Genomic DNA, 7,957 nt, shown 5'->3' on the forward strand with positions numbered 1-7,957 from the left:
GACGAACGTGGGATCGCCTACGGGACGCGAGTCCTATGGCGACGGAGGCCCCGTAGTAGTCGCCGGAGTCACGCCCGGCCAGGGAGGACGGGAAAGCCGTCCACATCGGGCGAAGGGGGCCAGGTGATTCGGACACCCGGATATGGGGAGGTATGCGAAATGCAGAGCGCCGCAACGGTGCTGGGTGTCCTGCGTGAGCGCGGCAGGCGCCACCTGCCGTGCGACGAACTGTATCGACAGCTGTTCAACCCGCAGTTGTATCTGCTGGCCTACGGACGCATCTACGCCAACCACGGCGCGATGACGCCCGGGGTCACGCCGGAGACCGTGGACGGCATGTCCCAGCGGAAGATCGGCCGGATCATCGAGGCGATGCGCCACGAGCGCTACCGCTTCAAGCCGGTCAGGCGTGTGCACATCCCGAAGAAGAATGGGAGCACGCGCCCACTGGGGCTGCCGACCTGGTCGGACAAGCTCGTCGGCGAGGTGGTCCGCCTGTTGTTGGAGACGTACTACGAGCCGACGTTCTCCGACCGGTCACATGGATTCCGTCCCCGACGGGGCTGCCACACCGCACTGCGGGAGGTGGCCCACACCTGGACCGGGACGTCCTGGTTCATCGAAGGGGACATCGCCGACTGCTTCGGCAGCCTGGACCACCAGGTCCTGCTGTCGATCCTCGGTGAGAAGATCCGTGACCAGCGGTTCCTGCGGCTGGTGCGCAACATGCTGACAGCCGGATACCTGGAGGAATGGAAATGGGGAGCCACGCTCTCCGGAGCGCCGCAAGGCGGAGTGGCTTCCCCGATCCTGTCCAACATATATCTGCACCGGTTGGACGAATTCGTCGAGACGGTTCTGATCCCGGAGTACACCCGTGGAGAGCGCCGGGCCAGAAACCCGGCGTATCTGGAGTTGCAGAATCTGCTGGCAAAAGCCCGCCGGCGCGGCGACCGGGCCCAGGCCCGGACGCTGCGTCAGCGGATGGTGAGCCTGCCGAGCGCGGATCCCAACGATCCGTCATATCGCAGGCTTCGCTATGTCCGCTATGCAGATGACCACCTCCTCGGATTCACCGGACCGAAAGCCGAGGCCGAGCAGATCAAGCACCGCCTGGCCGAGTTCCTGCGCGATGAACTCATGCTGGAACTCTCCCAGGAGAAGACGCTGATCACCCATGCCCGCACCCGGGCAGCGCGGTTTCTCGGCTACGAGATCACGACCCAGCACAACGACACGAAGAAGACCGGCCGCTACCGCAGGGTCAACGGTCAGATCGCCCTTCGTGTCCCAAGGGACGTGATCAAGGCCAAGTGCGAGCCCTACCTGGTTCGCGGCACGCCCGCGAAGCGAACGGAACTGACCAATGGCAGCGATCACGCGATCGTGGCCACGTTCGGGGCCGTCTACAGGGGCATCGTCCAGTACTACCTGCTCGCCGGAGACGTCTTCCGGCTGCACCGGCTGCAGTGGGTCATGGAGACTTCCATGCTCAAGACCCTTGCAGGCAAGCACCGTTCGACCGTGTCGAAGATGGCCGCCAAGCACAAGGCCAGGATCGACACACCCAACGGGCCCCGAGTCTGCTTCGAGGCCCGGATCGAGCGGAAGAACAGGCAGCCGCTGGTGGCACGGTTCGGTGGGATCCCTCTCCAGCAGCAGCGGTCGGCGAAGATCACCGACCGTCGGCCTGTCTGGGTGGACTATCCGCAGAAGGAGCTGATCACCCGGCTCCTGGCGGACACATGTGAGGTCTGCGGGGCCACCGGTGATGTCCAGGTGCATCACGTCAGGGCCCTTGCCGATCTTGCCCGTGCCGGATGGCCGCCGTCCGACTGGGCGCGCGTCATGCTCGACCGGCGGCGCAAGACCCTTGTGGCCTGCGCTGCCTGCCATGACCGCATCCACGAGGCACGAACGGCCGGATTACACACGCCGTGATCACTGGAGAGCCGGATGACCAGGAAACTGTCATGTCCGGTTCGGCGGGAGGCCGCGCGAAAAAGGACCTGCCACGGGCAGGTACCTCGCCGCGCGGCCGACCCAACCGCATGGCTCACCGCCCACCGGCGCCTCGCCCGCGACTACGAGACCAGCCCGGCCCACTCCGAGACGATGATCCGCTGGGCGATGATCGGCATCATGCTCCGCCGACTCACCCGGGGCCGTGCCGCGGCGCGTCCTGGCCCGCGACCGCTCGTGCGGCGACCTTCGTAGACAGCCTGTCGGCACCTCACTGACGGCAGCTGCTGTCGGCGAGCTACAGAGCCAAGAACTCCTCAACCTCGCGTTTCAGGGCAGGCGGCACGTCGGCCAACTGCGAGACGATCAGGCGGACATCCCGCCGGAGTTCGGGGCACTCGGTCCAGGCCTTCGTACTCCTGGTGAGCACGGCTGCCAGCAGATCGCCCTCGTACATGTCGCCTTCCGCCAGTGGGTCGCCCCACAGGACCTCCACCGCCAGCGGCAGGAGATAGGCAAGACCGATGTCTTGCCTGATCAGCAGCCGCAGGTCCTCGACCGTCAGGCCGCCGATCGGCTTGCGCCGAAGCTCGCGAGCGGTCGCCATCAGGCGGGTTTCGCCGCCCGATGGGGCCAGCCAGCGGTCACGCTCAAGCTCCTCACGAGAGCGGTCACGGTCCACGAGTCGAGTCACCGCCCGATCGTCCCACGTCAGATCTCAAAACGCGGTCTCAGATGCCCAGGGCGACGACGTTGACTGGAGTGAACTCGCGCGGACGACGGGATTGGAACTTCCGGTCGACTATCGAGACTTCGTGGTGGTCTACGGAGGTGGCGAACTGAATGAGTACCTCGCGGTTCGCACACCATCGGTGAATGGTTCGCCATCGGGCAGGTTGCTGGACGGATTGGGGTTCGAACCGCGGGACGAGCCACTGTCTGGGGGCGGAGGTCCTTCGCCGAGCCTCTCGGAGGCACGGCTGCTTCCCTTCGCAACTACCATCAATGGGGATGTGGTGTTCTGGATATGCGAGTCGGTCGACCCCGAGACCTGGGAGATCGTTGTCTTCAAGCGGCAGCCAGTGTGTGGAACCGACCCGTGGACCTGGTTCGAGGTCGGGTTCGGGGAGTTTCTCGTAGGTCTTCTCGACGGCACAGTGCCGAACCCTTTCAGTGATGGCTCCTGGTACGGCCTCCCGCATATTGTTCAGAACTGGAGAGAATACTGACAGAGGCGCCGGATATTCGGTCGGTGGAGACCACTCTTCGATGATCCTTTCGCTGCGCCCAACCCACTCCCGGTGCCATTCCGATTGATCGCCTGATGGCCGCCGTCGAGGAAATCCGTCGGGCCGGGACCGGAGAGCGCCCGGGCTGCATGGAGCTTGTTCTTTATGGTCTGAGCCGGTCGCGTTCGATGATGGTCTCGGGGCGTCGAATGGTTTTGCCCACGTCGTAGCGGGTGGCGGGTCGTTGGTTCTTCGAGCCGAGCGGTCTGCCGGGGCCAGGCTGGGTGGGTTTGGGCGCGCGGGCTGGGCATGGCAGGTGCGGGCGGAGGTTTCTGAACCCCCGACGGACCCGGGCCGGGGTGAGTCTGTTCGGTTCGGTCGGTCGTTCCCAGGGCCGGCGGATGTCCTCGGCGAACGGCCGGGCGAGACGGAGCTGGGTGTGTGCGACGACGATCAGCCACGTCCAGCGGTCCGCGGCTTCCGGTGTGCGGAGTTTGGGCCGGGTCCAGCCGAGAGTCTGCTTGATCATCCGGAAGGTGCGCTCCAGGTCGAAGCGTCGCAGGAATGCCTGCCAGCGCAGATCGACATCGGATCCGGTCATGCCGGTGGCGGAGGACCACAGCCACAGCGGGAGCGGGTCTCCACCGCCGGGCAGGCGGTCGACCTCCAGCCGGATCAGCGTCCCCTCGATGATGGGGAGTTCGCCGTCGTGGTCGATCCACGCGGAGCGGGTGGTGAGCCGGGGGTGGAGGCGGTCCCAGGCCATCGCCCGTGCGGTGCCGTAGCGGTCGGTGACCTGGACGGTCGCCGTGTCGGGTTCGCCCCAGGTCTCGGGTTTGGCGAAGCGGAACTCCTTGCGGTGTTCGGGGTGTCGTCCGCCCTGCGGATAGGCCGCGGCGTACTCCAGCAGAGTGGGTGTCGGCCGGCGCATGACGCGGTCCGATCGCATTCGGCCAAGGACTTCGACAGGTAGCCCGTCGAGAAGGTGGGCCAGGCGCGGGGCGTCGTAGCCGGCGTCGAAGACGACCAGGATGTTCGGATCGCCCTCGCGCCACCGCCCGCCGGCGACCAAGTCCTCGACCACTCGGCGGACCTGGCGGGCGGTGACGTCGGCGACGTCGTCCTCGGGGCCGAGCCGCACCGCGTCCAGCAACTGGCACCAGGATGTGCGGCCTTGTTCGAGGGCGGCGACGAACGAGCACGGCCAGCCCGGGATCATCAGGTGCTGGTCCCGGCCCCGGCCGAAGGTGTGGCAGAACAGCCTGTCCGCGCTGCACACGGCGTCCGGCCGCAGCCAGTTGCTCACATCCACGGCCAGGACGAGCCGGCCGTCGGCGGCCTTCGGCTGGGGCAGCCCTGCCAGCGTCCGCCGCAGCCCGTCGGCATCGAGACGGCCACGATTTAGAGCGTCGTACAGGGCCCCGTGCCCGCGCCGGTGCTCGGCGAGCAACGTCAGATCAACCGGCGCCGTCACCGACCCGTCCGCGCACAGCAATGCGTCCGCGAGCTCGAACAGTTCGTCACGCCGCGCTGTCAGACACGCGAAGAAGGCCTCCCGGAACTGTGACGCGTCCGCGAACTGATGCCGCCGGACACCATCGTGCAGCAGAGTCATGCTCACGGCCTTCGTCGAGTTCACGCGCGTCCTGGGTCGGAGCACATGATCGGGCGAAGTCCATGCCCATGTCCGGCGAACAGCCGAACGAGCGACCCCGTTCGGGTTCTGTTCGAGACTTGGAGGCGTGACGCGGCTCGTGGCCGGCGTCGGGCTCGGAGGAACCTGGCTCACTCCTCCCGCAGTAGCGCATTGACGGGCCACTCCCTGGTGGCCGAGCTGGGGTTCTCCCACCCCGGGGCTGCCCGACGGCAGCGGCGGCCCGCCCCGGCACGATGCGGTGCCCCTCCCCCTCCTGCCGCCCGCAAGCTCCCGCGTCCACGTCGCCGCCGCACTGTAGCCGCCTGCCATCAGCCGTACCGGACGGCCGTGAGCCGCGCTGATGTCCGGCGAACTCCCAGGTGGGTGACCGTGTACGGCCCTGTACTCGACACCGGACCAAAGCAGCCTTAACCCGCCCGGGTGATGTCCCGTCTGGCTGGACCCCGCAGGGGAATCGGTTCTTCACGCGCCCGGCATTTCGGGCGCGTCACTGCCCCCAAAGGAGAACCCTGATGCGTCTGCGCACCGTCGCCGTCGCCGCCCTCGGCGCCCTTACCCTCCTCGTCACCGTCCCCACCTCCGCCAACGCCGCCGACGGCGTGTTCCGCTACACCTACCGGGCCGACGGCTCCGAACACCGCGGCGAACTGGTCGATCCCAGGCCCGAGGAGTGCGTCGACGTCAAGGGAGCCACCGAGGAGGACGCTGCCTACGCGCCCGTCAACCGCACCAACGGGACCGCCGTCGCTTTCCTGGAGTTCGGCTGCGTCGGGGACGTCTACCGTGTGCTGGACCCAGGTGCCTCGGCCAGCCGGCGGCTCCACTTCCGCTCGGTGCTGTTCTCCTGAGGCCGCTGACTTCGGCGAGATGCGGGACAGTTCATCAAACGCGACCGGCTCAGACCATAAAGAACAAGTTGAGCACCTGTTTCCGATGGTATGCGAAGCGTCTCCCCGGCCCTGGAATCGAACAGAGCCCGCGTGGATGTTTGCTCTGAGTCTGGGAGAAGCTTGTTTCGGGGGAGGTGTGGGGCGTGGACGAGACCGAGACTGAGAACGAGGGCTAGGGCGAGCAGTCGCCCACGCCAGGGCCGCGTGATCTGCGGGGCAGTGATCGCCGGCGGCGGCGAGGTCTACTTCGTCGTGCGGGATTCGGCCGGGATGTTCCAGCATGGGGCGCCCGGTGTCGCGTACTGTGCGTGGCCGAATGGTCACTTTACGGTAGATGGGTCCGATGGCTATCGTCGGGTGGGCGCGGACCGGCAGGGTCCGTGAGGTGGCTCCCGGAAGGGTGACGTGCCCATGCCTTATGTGACGATTCCCGCCGATCGGATCGCGGTCCTCCAGAGCATTGTCGACAACTCTCCGCACGCGGTGCGCGGCGGCTGGTCGTGCGACGACCTCCAGGCGGAACTGGACTCCTACTTCGGCAGCGCGTTCGACGACCCGAGCGAGGGTCTCGGCTACTTCTTCCTCTTCCTCGTGGCCCTGATCAAGGGCTGCGACTTCGTCTGGGAGGAGGGAGACCCCCGGTACTGGGCGGACCCCTTCAAACAGAAGCCGTTCCTGATCGAGATGTGTCCCCCACGATGGGACGCCCGGGGGTCCAGGCTGAAGATGTACGACTCCGACGTCTCGGTCCTCATGAGCAACAACATCAACCGCGAGGGTGACTACGACCCCTCGCAGGACCCGCGCAACGCCTTCCACCTGGCCCCGGCCGGCCGTCAGCTCGAAGGCCGCGACGCCTACTACATCTTCGTCCAGGACGGGCCGCACGCGGGCAAGTCCCTCTCCGGCTACTGGAACGAGGGCGCGGAGGGCGGCGAGGGGCGGCGCTACATCCACGCCCTGGAACACGACCCCGCCACCGCGGACATGTGGACCTTCAGCGACTACATGAGTGGCCACGACAGCGGCGGAACCCAGGGACGTGCCATCGACAACTACACCGTCGACGGGACGCACCAGGGGCGCATGGACGTCACCGACGGGAAGGGCGGCCAGTACGTGCAGGTCTGGCCCGAATGGAACGGCTACTACAACCAGCTCTTCCAGCCCCGCCCCCTCAGCTACCAGTACTGACCCGGCCGGGCCGCACACCTGCGGCAGAACGCGACCGGCAGGCCTGCGGGGAGGATCGGAACGGCCAGTAGCAGGAGCGGTCAGCCGGTGGTGAGCACGGGTGTCGGCCGGTCGAGCAGTATGGCGAGCGGCCGTTCGTCGAGCCCGAGCAGTGGGCGGCCAGGATCGGTAGGGCTCTTGACCAGCACCCGGACGGGCTGAGCGGGGCTGAGCTGGCGGAGGCGACCGGTCTTCACGCCAGCCCAGATTTGGCGTGCGGTGGCAGGCGATGGCGGGCGCGGACTGGCGCTCGCGGGTGGGCCCGGACGCCGGGTCGGACGGTGAGGGGACCTGATCCGGCCGGCTCCAACGGCCTGACGGGTGCCTGGGGGCCGTGGGAGAGTGGATGGCGGCCGGCTCTTCCGGCCGGTATGGGGGTCGGTCGGCGGACCGGCTCCGACGACGTTCAGTCCCGCTGGGCCTCGTGGGAGGCCGGCTGACCGGGCCTCCGGGACTGCTGTTGGGCGATGCGCCTGGTCATCAGCGTGATCGCGGCCCAGGTGATCAGCGACTCCGAGTGCTGGACCAAGCGCTCGTAGTCACGCGCATGCCTGCGGGCGTGCATGACCCAGGCGTGCGAGCGTTCGACCACCCAGCGCCGGGGCAGGACCACGAACCCCTTCGCGTCCTTGGGCCGGCTGACCGTCTTGACCGTGAGGTTCAGGTACTTCCTCGCCCAGCCGCCCAGCTGGCCGGCGTAGGTGGAGTCGGCCCGGACGATGGTGATCTCCGGGTGCATCAGCCGCTGCCGGAACAGCACTTTCTTCGCCGCGTCGCGGTCGGTGACGTCGGCCGGGGTCACCATGACGAACAGCGGCAGGCCCTTGGTGTCCACCACCAGGTGCCGCTTGCGCCCGTTGACCCTCGTCGCCGCGTCGTAGCCGCAGGAGTCCTAGTAGTACTTCGTTAGGTTGATTTGATCTTGTGGTCGTGGCGGTGCATGCTGCGGTCTGTGGATCTTGGTGAGGTGGAGAAGCTTCGTGGAG

The 7,957-nt window shown here is 67.3% G+C and carries 7 protein-coding genes and 1 pseudogene; 4 read left to right on the forward strand and 4 right to left on the reverse strand.

The features are described 5' to 3' along the window. Nucleotides 1-159 precede the first annotated feature (159 nt). Complete coding sequence (locus tag ABZY91_RS17875) at nucleotides 160-1,941, forward strand: reverse transcriptase domain-containing protein (protein WP_355403405.1); 1,782 nt, start codon at nucleotides 160-162, stop codon at nucleotides 1,939-1,941. 319 nt (nucleotides 1,942-2,260) lie between these two features. On the opposite strand, the gene ABZY91_RS17880 is transcribed toward ABZY91_RS17875, so the two are convergent. After that, entirely contained in the window at nucleotides 2,261-2,656 is a 396-nt protein-coding gene (locus ABZY91_RS17880; protein ID WP_355403407.1) for a contact-dependent growth inhibition system immunity protein, read from the reverse strand. Nucleotides 2,657-2,777: 121 nt separating this feature from the next. Here ABZY91_RS17880 and ABZY91_RS17885 point away from each other — a divergent pair, with 121 nt between their 5' ends. Continuing rightward, the gene (locus tag ABZY91_RS17885) at nucleotides 2,778-3,191 is read left to right on the forward strand and encodes a hypothetical protein (protein ID WP_355403409.1); all 414 of its coding nucleotides are present in this window, start codon (nucleotides 2,778-2,780) and stop codon (nucleotides 3,189-3,191) included. A 163-nt stretch (nucleotides 3,192-3,354) separates the two neighbouring features. Here the strand turns inward: ABZY91_RS17885 and ABZY91_RS17890 are convergent, their stop codons facing one another. Next, nucleotides 3,355-4,806 (reverse strand): NF041680 family putative transposase, encoded by a 1,452-nt coding sequence (locus ABZY91_RS17890; RefSeq protein WP_355403419.1) that lies wholly within the window; start codon nucleotides 4,804-4,806, stop codon nucleotides 3,355-3,357. A 554-nt stretch (nucleotides 4,807-5,360) separates the two neighbouring features. Here ABZY91_RS17890 and ABZY91_RS17895 point away from each other — a divergent pair. Next, a complete protein-coding gene (locus ABZY91_RS17895; protein WP_355403411.1) occupies nucleotides 5,361-5,696 on the forward strand; it encodes a hypothetical protein in 336 nt (111 codons plus the stop codon). A 453-nt stretch (nucleotides 5,697-6,149) separates the two neighbouring features. Then, nucleotides 6,150-6,932: a hypothetical protein gene (locus ABZY91_RS17900; protein ID WP_355403413.1), complete on the forward strand. Its 783-nt coding sequence runs from the start codon at nucleotides 6,150-6,152 to the stop codon at nucleotides 6,930-6,932. A gap of 80 nt (nucleotides 6,933-7,012) precedes the next feature. Here ABZY91_RS17900 and ABZY91_RS17905 read toward each other — a convergent pair whose 3' ends face one another. Both ABZY91_RS17905 and ABZY91_RS17910 read right to left on the reverse strand, forming a co-directional pair. Further along, nucleotides 7,013-7,168 (reverse strand): hypothetical protein, encoded by a 156-nt coding sequence (locus ABZY91_RS17905; protein ID WP_355403415.1) that lies wholly within the window; start codon nucleotides 7,166-7,168, stop codon nucleotides 7,013-7,015. Between the two features lie 269 nt (nucleotides 7,169-7,437). Further along, nucleotides 7,438-7,863, reverse strand: a pseudogene (locus ABZY91_RS17910) (transposase); the annotation flags it as partial. Nucleotides 7,864-7,957: the final 94 nt, after the last annotated feature.

Source organism: Kitasatospora sp. NPDC002965 (assembly GCF_040611255.1).
Classification (GTDB): domain Bacteria; phylum Actinomycetota; class Actinomycetes; order Streptomycetales; family Streptomycetaceae; genus Kitasatospora.

Coding starts and splice junctions, on each gene's coding strand:
- ABZY91_RS17890 (WP_355403419.1), bottom strand. CDS start 4,806: ATGACTCTGCTGCACGATGGTGTCCGGCGGCATCAGTTCGCGGACGCG.
- ABZY91_RS17875 (WP_355403405.1), top strand. CDS start 160: ATGCAGAGCGCCGCAACGGTGCTGGGTGTCCTGCGTGAGCGCGGCAGG.
- ABZY91_RS17895 (WP_355403411.1), top strand. CDS start 5,361: ATGCGTCTGCGCACCGTCGCCGTCGCCGCCCTCGGCGCCCTTACCCTC.
- ABZY91_RS17900 (WP_355403413.1), top strand. CDS start 6,150: ATGCCTTATGTGACGATTCCCGCCGATCGGATCGCGGTCCTCCAGAGC.